At 36.4% G+C, this 16,747-nt stretch carries 15 protein-coding genes; 8 read left to right on the top strand and 7 right to left on the bottom strand.

All coding sequences use genetic code 11. The features are described from left to right. A complete protein-coding gene (locus IGI46_RS20010; RefSeq protein WP_429974137.1) occupies nt 1-747 on the top strand; it encodes an ABC transporter ATP-binding protein in 747 nt (248 codons plus the stop codon). 293 nt (nt 748-1,040) lie between these two features. On the opposite strand, the gene IGI46_RS20005 is transcribed toward IGI46_RS20010, so the two are convergent. Both IGI46_RS20005 and IGI46_RS20000 read right to left on the bottom strand, forming a co-directional pair. After that, nucleotides 1,041-1,673 carry a CPBP family intramembrane glutamic endopeptidase gene (locus tag IGI46_RS20005; RefSeq protein ID WP_429974136.1) on the bottom strand — a complete coding sequence of 211 codons (633 nt, stop codon included), beginning with the start codon at nt 1,671-1,673 and terminating at the stop codon, nt 1,041-1,043. An 815-nt stretch (nt 1,674-2,488) separates the two neighbouring features. Next, the gene (locus tag IGI46_RS20000; protein ID WP_429974135.1) at nt 2,489-4,387 is read right to left on the bottom strand and encodes a PfkB family carbohydrate kinase; all 1,899 of its coding nucleotides are present in this window, start codon (nt 4,385-4,387) and stop codon (nt 2,489-2,491) included. 215 nt (nt 4,388-4,602) lie between these two features. Here IGI46_RS20000 and IGI46_RS19995 point away from each other — a divergent pair, with 215 nt between their 5' ends. From IGI46_RS19995 to rbsK, 7 genes are read left to right on the top strand one after another with little or no spacing between them, the layout of a single operon-like run. After that, nucleotides 4,603-5,235 (top strand): ECF transporter S component, encoded by a 633-nt coding sequence (locus IGI46_RS19995; protein WP_429974134.1) that lies wholly within the window; start codon nt 4,603-4,605, stop codon nt 5,233-5,235. A gap of 12 nt (nt 5,236-5,247) precedes the next feature. Further along, complete coding sequence (locus IGI46_RS19990) at nt 5,248-6,015, top strand: energy-coupling factor transporter transmembrane component T (protein ID WP_429966093.1); 768 nt, start codon at nt 5,248-5,250, stop codon at nt 6,013-6,015. Between the two features lie 4 nt (nt 6,016-6,019). Then, nucleotides 6,020-6,868, top strand: coding sequence for an energy-coupling factor ABC transporter ATP-binding protein (locus IGI46_RS19985; RefSeq protein WP_429974133.1), 849 nt, complete (start codon nt 6,020-6,022; stop codon nt 6,866-6,868). Next, nucleotides 6,858-7,679 carry an energy-coupling factor ABC transporter ATP-binding protein gene (locus IGI46_RS19980; RefSeq protein WP_429974132.1) on the top strand — a complete coding sequence of 274 codons (822 nt, stop codon included), beginning with the start codon at nt 6,858-6,860 and terminating at the stop codon, nt 7,677-7,679. The genes IGI46_RS19985 and IGI46_RS19980 overlap by 11 nt, the downstream gene beginning before the upstream one ends. A 47-nt stretch (nt 7,680-7,726) precedes the next feature. Beyond that, nucleotides 7,727-9,175, top strand: a complete 1,449-nt coding sequence (locus tag IGI46_RS19975) for an MFS transporter (RefSeq protein WP_429974131.1) — start codon at nt 7,727-7,729, stop codon at nt 9,173-9,175. Between the two features lie 21 nt (nt 9,176-9,196). After that, nucleotides 9,197-10,144 (top strand): nucleoside hydrolase, encoded by a 948-nt coding sequence (locus IGI46_RS19970; protein WP_429974130.1) that lies wholly within the window; start codon nt 9,197-9,199, stop codon nt 10,142-10,144. Nucleotides 10,145-10,198: 54 nt separating this feature from the next. After that, a complete protein-coding gene (gene rbsK / locus IGI46_RS19965; RefSeq protein ID WP_429974129.1) occupies nt 10,199-11,131 on the top strand; it encodes a ribokinase in 933 nt (310 codons plus the stop codon). Nucleotides 11,132-11,982: 851 nt separating this feature from the next. On the opposite strand, the gene IGI46_RS19960 is transcribed toward rbsK, so the two are convergent. The 5 genes from IGI46_RS19960 to IGI46_RS19940 form a co-directional block, all read right to left on the bottom strand. Beyond that, on the bottom strand, nt 11,983-12,687 hold the full coding sequence (locus IGI46_RS19960) for an alpha/beta fold hydrolase (protein ID WP_429974128.1): 705 nt from the start codon (nt 12,685-12,687) through the stop codon (nt 11,983-11,985). A 330-nt stretch (nt 12,688-13,017) separates the two neighbouring features. Continuing rightward, the gene (locus IGI46_RS19955; RefSeq protein ID WP_429974127.1) at nt 13,018-13,623 is read right to left on the bottom strand and encodes a rhomboid family intramembrane serine protease; all 606 of its coding nucleotides are present in this window, start codon (nt 13,621-13,623) and stop codon (nt 13,018-13,020) included. Between the two features lie 520 nt (nt 13,624-14,143). Further along, entirely contained in the window at nt 14,144-14,914 is a 771-nt protein-coding gene (locus IGI46_RS19950; protein WP_429974126.1) for an ABC transporter permease, read from the bottom strand. Nucleotide 14,915: 1 nt separating this feature from the next. Further along, complete coding sequence (locus tag IGI46_RS19945) at nt 14,916-15,761, bottom strand: ABC transporter ATP-binding protein (protein ID WP_429974125.1); 846 nt, start codon at nt 15,759-15,761, stop codon at nt 14,916-14,918. A gap of 116 nt (nt 15,762-15,877) precedes the next feature. Further along, nucleotides 15,878-16,519, bottom strand: a complete 642-nt coding sequence (locus IGI46_RS19940; protein ID WP_429974124.1) for a TetR/AcrR family transcriptional regulator — start codon at nt 16,517-16,519, stop codon at nt 15,878-15,880. Nucleotides 16,520-16,747 lie beyond the last annotated feature (228 nt).

The following is a 16,747-nucleotide window of genomic DNA, read 5'->3' as shown; positions in this document are numbered from 1 at the left end:
ATGGAAAATATACTGACTGGCATAAAAATTGAAAAATCATTTGGCGATGACCCTAAGGTGACCATTCTCGATAAAGTGGATATAGAAATTAAGCAGGGGGATTTTGTCGCCATTATGGGTCCCTCTGGTTGTGGGAAAACAACCTTGCTTTTTGCACTAAGCGGAACGGATACTATTGATCAAGGTTTAATCGAATGTGAGGGCATCCGACTGACAGGCATGAAGGAGCGTCGTTTGGCAGATTTACGTAGAGAAAAATTTGGTTTTATTTTTCAGCAGCCTACGATGCTGAAGAATCTGAATCTATTAGACAATATTCTCTTACCGGTTTTGCAAAACACTCAAAAGAACAAAGCCGATAATCTGTCCAGAGCCAAATCCTTAATGCAAAAAACTGGAATCAGCGAACTGGCAGAGCGAGAAACGACTAAAGTCTCTGGTGGTCAATTGCAACGAGCGGGGATTTGCCGGGCATTGATGAGTCAACCAGCTATTTTATTTGCTGACGAACCAACAGGGGCCTTAAATTCAAAAGCAGCGGAAGAAATCATGACTTTGCTAACAACTATTAATCAAGAAGGCACGGCTATTTTACTGGTTACCCATGATGCCAAAGTCGCCGCCAAAGCAGAACGTGTATTATTTATGAAAGATGGCAAGATTATGACAGAGCTGAATATTGATTCAAGTTTGGAAGAGGGACGAGTAGAGCAAGTCCTGTCAGCGATGAAGGCGAACGGTGTTTGATAAACCAAGAGAATAGTTAGTAGTAAGCTCACAGCATAATGAATTTGACTGTGAGCTTTTACGCACAAAAAATGCACCTCTTATCGAAACAAGAGGTGCCGATTTACTGAATCAAAAATTTAGGTTTTTACAGCAACATACTTTTTAGTTATGACAACTGCCAAAAGTATAAGGAACAGGATAGAAATTATTCCTGTTTCTCCAACTAAAAAGGGTCTCGTTTTTCCAATTATTGATGGATCAAGAATTAATTGACATAAAAAGTTGTGACTGGTGTGTAGTAATATTGCAGGTCAAACACTGTTTGAACGTAGTCGGAGAAAAGCCATAATAAAAGATAGTGCGAATACTAATAGTGTGTAAGTAATCAGTTGATACCAAAGGGGGATTTGGGAAACATAGCCTGAAAAAAGAATCGGATAGTGCCATAAAGCCCAAATCAAGCCGCTTATAAGAGCGGTCTTCCTCATTCCAAATAAGTCATTCAACTTTGGCACGAGAAAACCTCGCCATCCAATTTCTTCACCCATTGCTGTGATTAAGAAAATCAACAAATAGACGAAAAAGGTCATCGGTGATTTTACTAAGTAAGTAATAACTTCGTCACTTAATTTGTAGGATTTGGAGAATAGCAAAAAAATGCCATAAGATAGTCCCCAATATAACACAGGTAAAAGTATTCCAGTCAAGATATATCTGGGCTTACTTACTTGAAATCCCAATATTTTATCTTTAGAATAATACCTTCGTCTTACAATGATCGCTGCTATTCCAGGGCACCACATCAATAAGTATCCGAAGTATCCGGAAATTTCGGATAAGTCTGGAAATATTTTTTCCCCTAGGATGATTAGACCATAAAAAATAGAACTAGTAGCAAACGTAATAACTAAAAATAAGGTAATTGCCTTTTTGCTTTTTTCCATAACCATGCTCCTCACTCAATTTCATTGAAAAGACTCTTAGACTGGAAAAATGAAGTCACATCTCATCCAGCTTAGGTTTTTTCAATTGATTTAGCTCCTTTTTTTTACTACTCAGAAGATTTCTAATGATTATTGTTGCTTCGCATTTGAAAAGCTTCTTCCCATGCTCGCTTTTTCAAGCGAGTTTGCTATTTTTAGAAAGTTTGTAACTCGGATATTTATTATACATAGCAAAACCTCATTTCTATATCTTATGTATTTAATATAATTACTCAACCTTGAATGAACCTGTAATTTTGTAAACAGACTTAGTTTTTTGTACTAAGAATTTTAATATAAACAAGCTCAACTCAAAAGCTTCGTTTCAGAATCGAAAGTTTTGAGTTGAGCTTGTTTTCTAATTAGAAATGGCTTGATTGTTCCTTATGAGGGATAGAATAAACCAAAAAAATTATCTATATTCTTCAAAAGACAGATATTTGATGTGATAATGAAATAAGGTAGTTTGTTATAGTAAATGTGATTAACGATTTAACAATAATCCGGAATTAATTGAACGTACAATATAAAAGTGTTTTTACTTTTATTGTCATACGAATATACATATCATCAGACATTGCTGCTTCGTATAAAGATATTTCACTTTTGGATTATTACCAAAAGAGACGATTTCGGGAGCAATAAAAAGAGACCCTAATTGAAGGTCTCTTTTCACTTTTTCAATACAAAAATTATGAGCTTTAGGAAAAAAATTAGAGAACGGTTATCTAAATAAAGGTCGAACTTAATCTCTCGAAAAGAGTCCATTAGATGGTCTAATTTTTTAAGAGCAAATTAGGATCGTTTTTCGCAATAAAGCTTTCTAATGTCGTACGATCTACTAACGCATTAGTTATGCCATCACGTGATACCAAGAAACCTGCTGCGTAGGTTGCAATTCGAATCGCTTTTTCTAAACAATAATCTCTTAATAGATAAGCCGATAGAGCACTAATAAAAGCATCACTAGCACCGGTACTATCAACGGCTGAAAAATCAGCAGCTGGAAAATATTTTTCTTTTTCTTTGTTCTTTAGAAAAACGCCTTGTTTGCCTAGAGTAACAATCACATTATTTACACCCTTGGAAATTAAGTGTTCTGCTTTTTCTTCAATTGTATTAAAATCTGGACATAATGCGGATAACTCGTCCTCATTGGGAACGAAATAATCCGTTTTGCGTAGAAGTGAATCCGGTATTTTTTTTGACGCAGCTGGTTTTAAGATTGTTTTTACACCCTTTTCTTTCGCAATTAAACAAGTTGCCTCGACCGTTTCAATTGGAACTTCTGTTTGAACAAGACAGAATCCCACATTAGAGAATAAGTGATAATTATCTTTGATTGTCGTAGGAGATAACTCTGTATTAGCCCCAGGTAAAATAGAAATCATAGAGTCGCCACTGGACTCAACAAAAATATAAGCTTGTCCTGTTTCTATATCTTCAGAGCGCGAGACTCCTTCAGTGTTAATCCCGTTTTTATTAAGTTCTTGAAACATAGTGTTAGAGTCGCTATCAGCACCAACACATCCAATTAGACGAACTTGGTGTCCAAGCTTTGCTGTTCCAATAGCTTGATTGAGACCTTTACCTCCAGGACGTTTACTTAAATTTGATAAAAAGTTTGTCGAACCATTATGAGGAAGGTTAGATGAATAAAGATAAGTATCCATATTTACACTACCTACCACGAGAATTGTCGGGTATTGATTTTCAGCAGGAAAACCTATTGATTGCACATTTTCCAACACTATTTCCTGATGATACAGCTTTGGCTCTTGATCCTTCGTAATGATATCAATCAGTGATTGACATACATATTTACCAAATGTGTTTTTATTAATTGGGACCGTAGATAGTCTATCTTGATAGTGTTTGTACTTTTCGTCGGTAACATCACGAAGGGAAAGTAATGAGTAATCTTTCGGGCATTCCAAACTGCTTTGCATGGTTAGATTGTATAGCTCAATAGACTTAAAAAAATCACCAGAGATAAATCCAGATATTTGTTTTTCAATAATATCGTCATTGATTGAATTGTCCAAGCTATGGATAATCATTGATTCATCAAATTTTAAATTGTGGTCAAAAAGGGCTTGCTTATATCCAGAAATAAAGGCCTCTTTCGATTTATCTTCTCCGATAATGCAAGCAATTTTTTTATGGTTTTTCTCGATTAATTGTTTTGCTAAAAAATAAGACAGCTCTTCATAAGGGATTGAAAGGGAAGTTTCTTCTCCTGATTGTCCAATCAATATCAGTGGAATACCTAAAGATTTAATATGTTTTAGATTCTTTAAACTGCTTTCAGCTATTGGATCCCAAATAATTCCGTCGACTTGCTTTGTACATAGAGCAGTAATATTTTTCAGTTCTTGTTTCTGATCATCAAGGCTATTAAACACTATAGGACTGTAGCCCTTTTGTTGAGCAAAATCAATCACACCGTTAAGCGTTTGATCAACGTAATTGGAAGAGTTAATTAATATTCCTATTGAACCGGTGGTCGTTGCAGAATTAATAGTTGCTGAATAGGGAGTGTAATTGTATTCATGAACAATCTTCAAAACCCTCTCTCGAGTTTCGTTGCTGATGCTAGCGTCTTTTTTATTTACAATTTTTGAAACCGTTGAAACAGAAACACCAGCTAATTTTGCGATATCTCTTATATTCATAAACTTCTCCTTTTCCCTCGTTTTCTATCTTATCATACTCAACTCATTCTAGAGGGGTCAAGCATGTTTCGTCAAAAAAGATAAATTTTTTTAACAACAGCAAAAAAAAGTATTGACAAAAACTGTAAGCGATGATAAATTTTAATCAAGGAAAACGTTTTCCGAAAATGTTTTCCTGGGTTTGATTTTATCACTTTTTGTGAAGAGGAACTAGAATGAAAAAATATTTTCAAGCATTTCTCCATAAAAATTTTTCAACAAAAGCACTTGTACTGATCCCGATTGCTGTTGGAATCAATTTGGTAGGTGGCACCTTATGTTCGGCATTAAAACTGCCACTATTTCTAGATATGATTGGAACTGTATTGGTTGCATGCTTAGCCGGACCTTGGGTGGCTGCACTTTGTGGATTGATTACCAACTTATTTTTAGCAATTGTGACAAACCCAATTTTTTTTCCGTATGCACTTGTTAGTGTTTTATGCGGCGTGGTTACAGGGTATTTAGTAATGGCTGGCTTCTTTAAAAATATTGCAGGGGCAACATGTACATGGTTGGCCTGCACGCTTACTAATTCTTTTGTTTCGTCACTAATTACGATTTTTGTGTATGGTGGTGCTACTGGGGTCAATGCCAGTTCTCTTGCAACGGCAGCCTTAATTGCTGCAACTAAAGAAATTGTTCTTTCTGTTTTTTCTACATCATTAATAGAGAATTTAGTAGATAAAGGATTAGTCTTTTTGATTGTTTATTGGTTAGTAAAAAAGATACCGAAAAGATTCTCTAGCCAATACGCGCCATTGGATAACGCTTCATTGATAAATGAGAGGGCGAAGAATCGAGGGTGATAATCAGTGAAAATGAGTAATAAAATCATTTGTTTTGTGAAAGAACTGAATCCCGTAACGAAGTTAATCCTTGTACTTTGTCTCGGAGTGGGTTGTATGATTTATCCTAGTCCTTTTCTGGGTTATGGAATTTTAATAGTGACTTCAATTTTTGGTGGTTTTATAGGTATGGGGAAAAAAATTAGTTTAGTCCTCCTTGGGTTCGGAGTACCTGTTACATTCATGCTCCTTTTTATTCAAGGGTTGTATAGTCCAAAAAATTCCATAATCATTGCTGATTTAGGATTTGCTCAAGTTGGTTTGGAAGGGACGTTGTATGCATTAAAAATTTCCTCCACATTGTTAGTTTTTCTATGTACTTTCTATATATTTATGCAGACAACAAAAAATTCAGAAACTGTGGCTGCTCTTACACAATCCGGTCTCAATATGAAAATTGGCTACTTGATTTTGGCGAGTCTGAACGTTGTCCCACAAATGCAAAGAAAAGTGAAAATAATTCAGGAAGCGCAAGAATCTCGAGGTGTTGAAGTAACAGGTAATTTCGTTCAACGAGCGAAGGCTTTCTTTCCACTTATTGGACCTGTCGTACTTTCATCATTAACCGATGCGCAAGAAAGAGGAATGACTCTGGAAACAAGAGGGTTCAGTATTAATGGAGTGAAGCCTACGAGTTTTATTGAAATTAAGCATAGCAATGCTGATCCGCTTTTAAAGATATTTTCAGGATCATTTATCGTCTTTTGTATTTTAAAACGATTTTTTGAAATGAGGGGGTGACGAGATGGTTACTGATACTATTATTGAATCCACTAGCTTTTCTTACCGCTACAATGAAGCATCAGAGGTAGCTCTTAAAGATATAACTTTCGAAGTTCAGAAAGGTGAGATTGTTGCAATAGTAGGTGCTAATGGAGCTGGAAAATCAACACTGTGCAATGCATTAGCAGGATTAATTCCGAACTATTTTGTTGGGCATACAGATGGAGTGATTCAAATTGATGGAAAAAAAACAATTGAATGCAGTGTGGGGGAATTATCACAAACAGTGGGCTTAGTTTTTCAAAATCCCTTTAATCAGTTGTCATATACTGCTGATACTGTCAGTGAGGAATTAGCTTTTGGACTAGGAAATAGGGGAGTGCCGAAAGAAATAATGATCGAAAAGATCAATAAAGTGGCAGATATTGTGCAAATAAAGGATTTGTTAGATAAGAATCCGTTAGAGCTTTCGGGGGGACAAGTTCAAAGAGTTGCACTCGCTTCGGCAATAATTCTAGAACCAAAAGTCTTAGTTTTAGATGAATGTACAACTCAATTAGATCCAGCCGGTAGTCAGCAAATAATGAAAACGGTTAAAAGGCTTAATCAAAACGGTATGACGATTATAATGGTAGATCATGACATGGAAAAGGTTGCAGAACTAGCAGATAGAGTACTCGTGCTACACAACGGTAACTTAATTTTGAATGATTCTCCAGCAGCTGTTTTCAGCAATCCAAATATAGCTGAATATGGCATTGCTGCCCCAGATTATTATGAACTAACTAAAGATTACGACTCTAGTTCAGTTATCTTAACTGAAGAGCAAGCGATAAAAAAACTAGAGGATGTGTTAGCAAATGAAAATTGAAATTATCAATCTTACCCATCAGTATCCTTCAGGTGATAATGCCTTAAGCGAAATTAATACTGTATTTGAAGGGACTGAGCCGATTGCGATCATTGGTCAAAATGGTGCTGGAAAGACCACGTTCGTTAAACATTTGAATGGGTTGTTACGGCCAACCACTGGAGATGTTTTAATCAACGGAGAGAGTATTAAGAACCATACAACAGCTTTTTGGTCTCGAAAAATTGGGTACGTTTTTCAGAATCCAGACAATCAGCTTTTTTTAGAAAGTGTAAAAAAAGAGTTTGAATTCGGTCCAAAACAGCAAGGAGTACCTCAAAAAGAAATCAACGAACGATTAAAAAAGGTAGCTGATTTAGTCGGATTAGCTGACAAGCTATTGATTCATCCCTTTGATTTGAATGCGACAGAAAAAAAGTTTTGTACAATTGGTTCGATTTTGATGATGAACCCAGAAATGATTATTTTGGATGAGCCAACTTGCGGTCAGGATCTTGAAGGAAATAAACGATTGGCAAGGATCATTACCGCGCTGAAAGAAAACCATCAACTATGTATAACAATCACCCATGACATGAAGTTTGTTGTAAAAAACTTTGATCAAATACTCGTGATGGCAAAAGGAAGAATAGTGAAAAGAGCAACCAAAGATGTGATTTTCTCAAGTCGAGAAATTTTGCAGGCTAGTTCAGTAAGTCCACCGCCAATTACGCAGGTGGGGCAGGCACTAGGATTAGAAAAGCCAGTTTTTACTCTACAGGATTTTCATCAGCACTTTAAAAACAAGAAAACAGGAAATACGTATATATAGGTGAGATCACCTTTTATATAGATAAATCACGAAAGTGGGGATAAAGAATGGCAGCAACAAATGAGCGAGAAAAAATAGTTGGTGTTCCGATACCTGAAGAAGGAAGCCAAGAATTTGAAACAATGAATCGTATGGCAAAAAAAGCGATACCCTTAATTTTGTTAATATTCACTTTTGGTATTCTGGAACAACAAGCCTTTGGTATGATCTTTGTCAATATTGGACAACAATTAGGAGCGACAAACTTAGCACCACTTATTACCTCAATTCCAGGGATTGTCTTAGGAATTGTCTGTGTAGTCTATGGCGCGCTAGGTGACTTTGTTTCATTGAAAAAAATGACCTTGTTGGGAGTAATTATTTTTGTTATAGGTTCTATCATTGGTTTTGGATTTGGACCAAGCAGTATTTGGGCGGTAGTTATTGCTCGCGTCTTACAATCTGCCGGAGGACAAGTCGCAGGATCAGTTTTCTTGGTGCTAGTATCAAAATATATTGCTAAAGAAAACCGCGTTATCTATTACGGTATTTTTGTAGCTGTTTTTCGTTTTTCAGCTGCCTTAGGGGTTGTTGCAGCTGGTTATATCACAAAAATTGACTGGCGCTGGTTATTCGCAGTTCCAATCATTTCAATCTTATTTATTCCTTCGTTAGCTAAAAACTTACCTGATGAACGGGCTGAAGGGGCAAATATTGACTGGCTTGGATTTATTTTAATTGGTGCATTTGCTGGAGCAATAACGATGTTTTTCACAGATATGAATACTTTCTGGGCAATTTCTTCAGTCGTAACATTGGTGTTGTTTTTTGTGTATATTAATAAAGCTAAAAATCCATTTATAACACCTGATTTTTTGAAAAATCCGGCATTAATTGCAACAATGTCAGTTATATTCATTGGGTACTTCTTTAGTTACACTTTGAATGCAGGAGTAAATGCGATCGGTTTGAACGTTTTTGGTATTGATTCTGCGGAGGTGTCATTACTGTTAGTCGGTTCTATCTTACTGGCTGCTGTTTTAGGATTTGTTTGTGGTCCTGTTGTTAAAAAGATCGGACGTTCAGCGGCAATTATCATGGCTTTATCTTTCATGGGTCTGGGTTTATTAGCCATTGCATTTGCTATTCCTCATGGAAAAGTATGGGCATTAGCATTAGCGCCTTGTATTTATTACTTTGGTACATCATTCTTCTATTCACCGATAGTAGACACGGCAACACTAACTGTTACACCAGAAGAATCTGGTCGTGTACTGGGTGTAAATGATTTAGTACAAGCTATCACTGGTTCTGTAGGTGTTGCTCTATTTGGTGGCATGATGTCGTCAGGTGTTCTATCTGGGAGCAGTGTTGTTGGTTCTGCCGAAGGTGCTGCTTCAACATATGCCAATATTTTCTTGATTGGTGGTTTCATCGTATTAATAGCACTTGTGATCTTTATTGTAACGAGAAAAATGATTTACTCACGTGGTGAAAAAATTCAACAAAACAAATAGAACAGTATTGGAGAGTAAATAATGGTAAAAAAGGTAATTTTAGATTGCGATCCAGGTCACGACGATGCGTTAGCATTACTGATGGCCATCGCTTCAGAAAAAATTGAATTATTAGCAGTAACAACATCCGCTGGAAATCAACTTCCAGAAAAAACGTACGTTAACGCCAAAAGACTATTAACTTTGGCAAAGAGTGAACACATTCTAGTTGCTAGCGGAGCTAAAAAACCATTACGTCGGGATTTGATCATCGCGGATGATGTTCATGGCGAGTCCGGGATAGATGGTGCTGAATTGCCGGAGTCTAGTATACAAGATCTAGATATCTCTGCAAATGATTTAATTGCCAAAATTTTGAAAGAGTCTGAAGAAAAGATCACGTTGATAGCAACAGGACCATTAACGAATATTGCAATTTTCTTATTGTCTCATCCTGAGCTAAAAGAAAAAATCGAGCTGATCTCCTTTATGGGAGGAGCCTGCTTTGGTGGGAATATGACACCTCATGCTGAATTTAATACTTACGTTGATCCCGAGGCAGCAGATATCGTTGTTCAATCAGGTGTGCCTGTAGCAATGTTTGGATTAGATGTAACCTTGAAGGCTCAATTATTTGAAGAGGACATAAAAGAAATTCGCGGTATTGGAAACCAAGTAGCAACTACCATGGCTGACCTTTTGGATTTTTTCAACTTAACTACAACACGTCCCTATTGGGCAGATGAAAATCATGTTGAAGGTATTCATATGCATGATCCTTGTGCTGTTGCTTATGTAATTGATCCAGATATGTTTACTGTTTACCCAATGAATGTACAAGTTGAAACAAGTGACACCTTGGCACTTGGCAGCACCGTTGTTGATTATGATGATGTTTTTAAAAAAGAGAAAAATGTCAATGTTGCCTTTAATCTTGATTTAGACAGGTTCAGAAAATTAACGATGGATACGATAAAATTTTTTTCATAAACTGTTTATGAAAAATTAAAACGCAAGCGAAGTCAATTGGAGAGAAGTGCAGAGATGAATAAGATTACAGTAGTAGGAAGCATCAATTTAGATACAACGATTCGAACAGAGCAATTTCCAAAACCAGGTGAGACAATTCACTCAAAGGAAGTATTCACTAATGGTGGAGGGAAGGGAGCCAATCAAGCTATTGCTGCGGCTAGAAATGGTGGGCAAGTAAACTTCATCGGCGCCGTTGGAAATGATAATGGGGGAAAAGCGTTAGTTGAGTTACTTGAACAAGATGGAATTAATACTTCAGCTATTGATCATTTAGCTAATATTAAAACGGGGAGCGCTTATGTAACCGTCGATGATAATGGTGAAAATAGTATTGTGATTTATGGTGGAGCAAACCAGCAAATTTCAAGCGAGCATATATTGGATAATAGTGAATTAATTTCTACGAGTGACTATGTTATTGCTCAATTAGAAACTAATCTTTCAAGTATTGAACAGAGTTTTGAGATAGCTAAGAAATCAGCGGCTTTAACGATTCTTAACCCAGCACCCGCACTAAGGGAGATGCCTGATTCTATTATTAGAATGACGGATATTTTAATACCGAACGAAATCGAACTAGAAACAATAATAGGGTGCACAATCGATACTAAAGAAGACCTAATTAAAGCAGCTAAAATCATTCATTCTTTGGATGTGAAGGTTTTGATAGTAACATTGGGCAGCAAAGGGGCGTTCTATTCTGTTTTGGATGGAAAACAAGGTTTTGTCCCGGCCAGCAAGGTAAGTGTAGTTGATACAACTGCTGCAGGCGACACGTTTATCGGAGCATTCACCACAAAACTATCGATGGATTTTGAAAATATTGAAGAAGCAATTAAGTATGCCAATAAAGCAGCATCGTTGACTGTTCAACGCTATGGAGCACAACCTTCTATTCCTTATGAGTCAGAGTTAGGCGAAAAAGAGCAAAAAATCAAAGTATAGATGGTAAGAAGTGAGCCAAGCAATTGAATAAAGAATTAAACAACCCCTTACATCAAAATAAAGAGAGACTTTGTATGACACTTGCGAAGTCTCTCTTTATTGTTTACGTTTCTATTTGGTTAAATGGATAGCAGTTGTGAAGGGAGTTGAGAAAACAATGAATAAAAAAGTGTGAGAAACGATTTTTCCATCTGAAATTTATCGGGGCTTACTTACTTGAAATCTCCAAATGCTATCTTTAGGATAATACCTTCGTCTTACAATGTTACAGGGCACCACATCAATAAGTAACCGAAATATCCGGAAATTTCGGATATGTCAGGAAAAATTTTTTCCCATAACACTACTCCTCGCTTAATATTATTGAAAAACCTCATAGACTGGATCAGTGTAGTCGTGTCTCGTCCAGCTCAGGATTTTTTCCATCGATTGTACTCCTCAGAAGTTTTCCAAAAGTTGCTATCGGTTCATATTTAAAAAGCTTCTTTTTATTCTCACTTTTTCAGGCGAGTATGTTTGTAACTTAAATATCTTTTGAACATAGTAAAACCTCTTCTCCTTATTTTATGTGTTTAATATACTTGTTAAACCTTGAATGAACCTGTATTTTTTTTGGAGTAGCTTTAGGATTTTACACTAAAATTCGCTGTTTAAGGTCAATATAAACAAGCTCAATTCAAAGACCTTATTTCAGAAATGAGGCTTTTGAATAGAGCTTGTTTTTTGTTTAAAAAGATTGATGTTCCAGTGGGGGATTCACTAGTAGTTGATAGTCGTATAGATGTTTAGCAAAAAGTTGCTGAGAATACAACGGAATAAACCACTTTTTGCTGCAGAATAATCCGCTGGTTTTAGTCAATTACTTTAGTTTGAATATAGTGAACAACTTCTTGAGTAAAATAATTTTTATGGTGAACATTATCGAAAATTCTCAGCTCTGATTGTTTTAAATGAACAGCAACGTTTTTTTGTAAATTCGCAGAAAGGGTTTTGTCAGAGGTTGATCCAATAATATATGTCGGGCAAACAACATTTTTCGCGTACTGATCGACTTTCATGTTATTTGAAATAAATACTTTTGCAGGTCCCAAAAAAATAGGAATAATTTTATTGTATAGATCAGATACATCCCTGTATGCAGCCATCAATACAAGAGCTGCACACTTTTTTTGACTAGCAAGGTAGGCTGCCATACCTGATCCATAACTGTGCCCTATAACGACTACTTTCTTATTAGGATAATGTTCAACTAGCCAATCATAGGCATCCGTAGCTGACTTCTGCATCGTGTCAAGTTTCATTTTGCCCTCGCTATTTTGCGTTCCGTAATAATCAACGGAAACAATCGGGCAATCAAAGTTATCCCCGTATTTTGCGATTGAATTATAAGCAATATCGTTTGAACCACCAAAGTAAAAGATTAGTTTGTCAGACTTAGCACCAAGATTGCAACCGTATCCTGATAACTGTTCATTGAAGTTCAGTTTTATTGGATCTAGATCAACTTTTTTCAGTTTTTCAGCATTTTTGTAAAAAGAGTAACTGATTGTTTGCATGATGAAATTGCAGCTGAAATAGACAATAAGAAGCCACATAATTATTTTCAAGGTGAGCCGCCATAGGTCCATTGTATGAATCTCCTTAAATTGTTTTGATTTCTCTATGACAGTATAACGAACTTAGACCGTCATTCCTACAGGCTAAAGATCTAAAATGTAATCGATAGTAGTGGTAAAGACTCTTTTTCAGGTTGCTTTTACTGCCAGAACCTTAAATGCTCCTCTTCATTAAACACTTGTTTATTAAGCGCAGAAGTTTGAACAACGAAGGGGGAGAAGAACGAAATGCAGCTAACCTAAATTCCAAGAGAGTATAGATCAAGAAAATTAATAACCAGACTTCTCTTTCTTATTTTGGAGCCTATCCATATGAAACAGAACGCCAAATAATGCGCCCAATAAACCACCAATTATATGTGCCATTCTCGAAATATTATCACTAGTTATCATACTGCTTATGACTTCATTTCCGATATAAAGCATTCCTACTAAAATAACAGTAAGTGGAATCCTTCCATCACTCACGTTAGCAAAGGAAGCTAGAAGGATAAACATAAAAACGATACCGCTAGCACCTAAAAGCATTGTATGTGGAAAGAAAATAATATTAATTAAGCCGATGATTGCGGATGCCGTCAGTATCATGATTAACACATTTTTACTGCCATACTTCTCTTCTACTAAGGGTCCCACGGCTAATAACAACAGAAAATTTGCTGAGTAATGACTCAGATCCTGATGTGCAAGTGTGTGCGTGAATAATCGTACATACATCATTGGATCTGCCCAGGATGTATAGTAGATGGCAAATAATTTATTGATTTCTCCGTTAGTTACTACATTTAGAATCAATACGATAAAAGATGAGAGTGCAAGCCCTAAAATAATTGGTGAGTTGAAGCTGATTATATTATTTATCTTTCTTTTTTTCATATGTTTCTCCTTCTTTAGTTAATCCGAGTAGCTAAGCTGTTTTCCATACTTTGAACAACTAGATGATTCGTTACATCCATTATTCGCATGATCCTATTCTTACCTAATTTTATTGAATAGTTACGTAAGGTAAATGATGGTAGTCATCATGTAGAAATCAAAACTTTTCTTATTTATAAAACCAATTCCCCTCAAAAAGGGTGCTTTAGAAAAAAACGAGGAGGCAATGTCTACTTTAGATCTAATATATTTCATACAAAATAATGATAGCATTCAATTTTTTACTATTCAATAAGGCCTAAGATGTAGGAATCCATACAAGATATATCTGAGTCTTCGTTTTAAACAGGATAAAAATGGCAAACAAAAATGTAGGAAAACCAACAAGTTTAACTTGCCGTTTGCCTACATTTTTGTTTGCCGTTAACACAGTCTATGAATAATGGTGTGTTTGCAAATGTTTAGAATCACACATGGTCAAGTAACATCTGGTCATTCGATCTTTTTTTGGAGCAACCCCCTAAGAAATTTTGCGGTTGTAAACATGTAAAGAACTGAAATAAGCCACAAGAATAATGCCGATACACCAGGCCAAGGCTATCGTTAAGTTGTTATCCAATGGCAAGTCCAACGTTAACGACCGAATGCTGTTGATAATCGGCGTCATCGGCTGCGTTTTGGCAAACCAGCGAATACTGCTGTTCAATGTTTCTACAGGGGCAAATCCCGAACTTATGAATGGCAAAATAAAGAGGGGAAGCATTAAACTGCTGGCTCCTTCAACTGTTTTCGAGAGCAGGCCGCAAAGCACACCGAGCAGGGAGACAGTAGTATTAACAATAATAAGAAGTCCAATAACGATACACCAATCTCCAAAGCTGCCTTTTGGTCTAAAGCCTAAAAGCAAAGCAGTAACAAAAATGATAACCGTCGAAATGGTATTTCTAATCACTCCAGCTGCAGTATGACCGATCAGCACCGCTGATTTTGAAATCGACATTGTACGAAAACGATCGATGATTCCGGTTTTCATATCTGAAGCAACATTCATAGCTGCATATTGCGATGCCTGACCGATGCTCTGCAGAATAATTCCGGGAACAATGAAATCAATGTAGTTAAAATTTTCAATATCGGATATGCTGCCGAAGATTGTCCCAAACAGCAACATTAAGATAAAAGGTACAATGATGGCTACCAAAATAGCTTCAGGATTTCTCAAGGAAATAAATAAGCAACGTTTAAACATAATCCACGAATCGAACAGGGTACTCCTCTTTGATTTATTCATTCTAATTATCCTCCATTTTCTCATCAATTAAGGTCAAAAACACATCTTCTAATGAAGGTAGGCTTTGTTCCAGGTTGGTAACTTCAATATTATTTTCATTCAAAATTTCAACCGCTTTGGCTGCTTGTTTTTCATTATCGAAGTTTAGCTTAGCACCTCGAGCAGGCATAATCTGTTTAAGATATTGCGGAGTGCCTTCAACCAGAATCCGTCCCTTATGAAGAATCGCAACGTTGTCCGCAAGATATTCAGCTTCTTCTAAATATTGCGTCGTTAAAAACACTGTAGTTCCTTTCAACGAAAGTTGTTTTACCAATTCCCACATAGCGATCCGATTTTGCGGATCAAGTCCGGTTGTCGGTTCGTCAAGAAAGAGTACGTCAGGATTGCCTAACAGACTCATCGCGATATCCAATCTTCGTCGCATTCCTCCTGAATAGGTGGACACTTTACGATCAGCAGCATCAGTCAAGTTGAAAAGTGAAAGCCACTCATCTGTTTTGCGCTTGACATTAGGTAGTCTTTTTAGTTGACCGATCAGGTTCAAATTTTCTCGACCGCTTAAAACCTCATCTACCGCAACGAATTGGCCAGTTAAGCTGATACACTCTCGAACCTCATCTGCTTGATCTATTACATCAAATCCATTAATAATAGCGTTTCCATTATCTGGTTTCAAAAGAGTAGACAAAATTTTGACCACTGTAGTTTTTCCTGCGCCATTTGAACCAAGTAGAGCATAGATTGTTCCGCTGGGGACAGAGAAGGTGACATCTTCTAGCACAGTCTTGTCCCGATAGCTTTTCTTTAGCGATGACACGATAATAGCAGGGGTTGAATTCGACACGATAAATTCCTCCTTAGAATTTTATAGACCAATGAAATAGGTCAACAAGTTTTACATTCATACCGAATGAATGTATATAGCTAAAATAAAAATTGCCCTGTAAAAGACAATTTTATTTACTCTTGATCAGAAAAGAGTGGGGAGTTCATGACATAAACTTCCATTTCTTCGTCTCTAATGGGTAATCCCATTTTATCCAATAGTTCAGTAATGAAAAGATATCGTTGGTAAAATTCCTCATTTCCTCCCGGAAAAAGAGAAGGTATGAACCAAAAATCAAGTAAAACCAAAAACTCTGCAAGTGGTTGAGCGTTTTCTACCTGAATCGACCCATCTTTTTGCCCTTCTTCAATCAGCTCCAGCCAACGGGGAAATAGAATCCGGCGGTTAGTGTCTAAGCTTTTTGCTAGTACATGTGGATTTTCCAGAAGGGGAATCGATTGTTTCATTAATTCCATTTGGTCTTCATCAGATTTATTTTGCTTAATAACTAATCGAATCTTTTCAAGCGCAGTTAATTCTGTATGTTTTTTTATTGCTTCAAACGGATCATTGTCGAAAAATATTTTGTCTTCAAGGGCATTCATTATTTCTGCTTTTGACTTAAAATGATAATAAACTGCTCCTTTTGTTAAGCCATCTAGTTCATTGACAATATCTTGAATGGTGGTATTGTCGTATCCTTTTTCAAGAAAGAGTCGTTTAGATACTTCCAATATTCGATCAACAGTGACTTCAGGATGTTTGTTTCTGGCCATAGTTTTCTCCTTCATTAAACATTCATACGGTATGAATGTATTATATGATTTAGATTTTCATTTGTCAATGACATTCATACCCAAAGAATGTCACTTCTTTCGCTAAACAAACAAGGTTCATTCAAGGTTCATCGAATAGACTGAGGATTGAAAGTTCCAGTATAGATTCCTCTGACTGATTGATTGTCAAAGAAACTCTGACTCAATTTACTAGCCAAATGTTTCCTG

It is taken from the genome of Enterococcus sp. AZ163, assembly GCF_050498925.1.
Taxonomy (GTDB): Bacteria; Bacillota; Bacilli; order Lactobacillales; family Enterococcaceae; genus Enterococcus_A; species Enterococcus_A ferrettii.
Note: the sequence above shows the minus strand (reverse complement) of the source record. Positions and strands in the feature narration are given on the sequence as shown.

Bases quoted from the DNA above. Each gene is read 5' to 3' on its own strand.
- IGI46_RS19970 (WP_429974130.1), top strand. From the start codon at position 9,197: ATGGTAAAAAAGGTAATTTTAGATTGCGATCCAGGTCACGACGATGCG.
- IGI46_RS19980 (WP_429974132.1), top strand. From the start codon at position 6,858: ATGAAAATTGAAATTATCAATCTTACCCATCAGTATCCTTCAGGTGAT.
- IGI46_RS19985 (WP_429974133.1), top strand. From the start codon at position 6,020: ATGGTTACTGATACTATTATTGAATCCACTAGCTTTTCTTACCGCTAC.
- IGI46_RS19950 (WP_429974126.1), bottom strand. From the start codon at position 14,914: ATGAATAAATCAAAGAGGAGTACCCTGTTCGATTCGTGGATTATGTTT.
- IGI46_RS19960 (WP_429974128.1), bottom strand. From the start codon at position 12,687: ATGCAAACAATCAGTTACTCTTTTTACAAAAATGCTGAAAAACTGAAA.
- rbsK (WP_429974129.1), top strand. From the start codon at position 10,199: ATGAATAAGATTACAGTAGTAGGAAGCATCAATTTAGATACAACGATT.
- IGI46_RS19940 (WP_429974124.1), bottom strand. From the start codon at position 16,519: ATGGCCAGAAACAAACATCCTGAAGTCACTGTTGATCGAATATTGGAA.
- IGI46_RS20010 (WP_429974137.1), top strand. From the start codon at position 1: ATGGAAAATATACTGACTGGCATAAAAATTGAAAAATCATTTGGCGAT.
- IGI46_RS19995 (WP_429974134.1), top strand. From the start codon at position 4,603: ATGAAAAAATATTTTCAAGCATTTCTCCATAAAAATTTTTCAACAAAA.
- IGI46_RS20000 (WP_429974135.1), bottom strand. From the start codon at position 4,387: ATGAATATAAGAGATATCGCAAAATTAGCTGGTGTTTCTGTTTCAACG.
- IGI46_RS20005 (WP_429974136.1), bottom strand. From the start codon at position 1,673: ATGGAAAAAAGCAAAAAGGCAATTACCTTATTTTTAGTTATTACGTTT.
- IGI46_RS19955 (WP_429974127.1), bottom strand. From the start codon at position 13,623: ATGAAAAAAAGAAAGATAAATAATATAATCAGCTTCAACTCACCAATT.
- IGI46_RS19990 (WP_429966093.1), top strand. From the start codon at position 5,248: ATGAGTAATAAAATCATTTGTTTTGTGAAAGAACTGAATCCCGTAACG.
- IGI46_RS19975 (WP_429974131.1), top strand. From the start codon at position 7,727: ATGGCAGCAACAAATGAGCGAGAAAAAATAGTTGGTGTTCCGATACCT.